We start from the raw sequence: 1,145 nt of genomic DNA on the forward strand, positions 1-1,145 counted from the left end.
AGACTGGTATAAGCAGGCTGTTGAGAAAAAAAACGAGATAATTATTACTGAGCCTTATAAATCAGCGTCCACTGGCAATATGGTTATTACGTTAGCCAAACAAAACAAAGACAGTTCTGGAGTGGTGGCGGTTGATTTGAAGGTTGATAGTTTTATTGCAAAAACGAAAAATGTAGAAATTGGGAAACATGGATTTGCATTTATCGCAAGTGCGAATAAGAAAATGATTGCTCACCCAACAGTGAAGGTTGGATCAGTAATTAAAGACGATTGGGGGACACAATTATTTTCAAAAGAAAAAGGAGATTTTAAATATACTTTTGAGAATAAAGAGAAGAGGATGGCCTTTATAACAAATAAAAAAACAGGTTGGAAAATCGGAGGAACAATGTTTCAAGATGAAATAAAAACTGCTGCAAGTCCAGTTTTAAATACAGCCATTTATACATTAATTGGGTCACTCGTCGTAGGGGGCATTATTGTTTACTTAATTGTCAGATCAATTAATAAACCTTTAAAGAAACTTGTATCGTCTGCAAAATGCATCAGCGAGGGGGACCTTACACAAAAAATAGATGTCAAATCTGAAGATGAAATTGGACAACTCAGTATAAGATTTAACGAGATGATGGAGTCTCTTCGCTCGTTAATCGATACCGTCCAAGAATCGGCGGAAAACGTCACCTCTTCTTCTGAAGAGCTTGCCGCAAGTGCAGATCAAACAAGCAAGGCTACAGAAAACATTACACTAGCAATCGAACATTTCTCTGACGGAATAGAAAACCAGAATAGGGAATTAGAGGTGAGTTCCGATAAGCTTAGTCAGATAAGTGAAAAATTGCAGGATGTTACGCAGGTATCAGAATTGATCACAGATTCTTCAGTTAAGTCAGCTGATATGGCCAAAGCAGGTGAGGTACTTGTTCAAAAAACTGTTAATCAGATGAATACGATTGATAAATCAGTCCAACAGACTGAAGAAGTCATTAAAGGCCTTGAAGCAAAATCAAAGGATATTACGGCAATTTTGAATGTGATTAACGGAATAGCGGAACAGACAAATTTGCTTTCATTGAATGCTGCGATTGAAGCTGCAAGAGCAGGAGAGTCAGGAAAAGGATTTTCTGTAGTGGCTGAAGAAGTCA

General features: G+C 37.4%; 1 protein-coding gene. It reads left to right on the top strand.

All coding sequences use genetic code 11. The annotated features are described in order from the left end of the window. Positions 1-43 precede the first annotated feature (43 nt). Positions 44-1,145 (top strand): methyl-accepting chemotaxis protein (locus tag BTA31_RS22300; RefSeq protein WP_479688716.1); only part of this gene is annotated, 1,102 nt, incomplete at its 3' end.

The organism is Bacillus haynesii (assembly GCF_001969855.1).
GTDB classification, from domain to species: domain Bacteria; phylum Bacillota; class Bacilli; order Bacillales; family Bacillaceae; genus Bacillus; species Bacillus haynesii.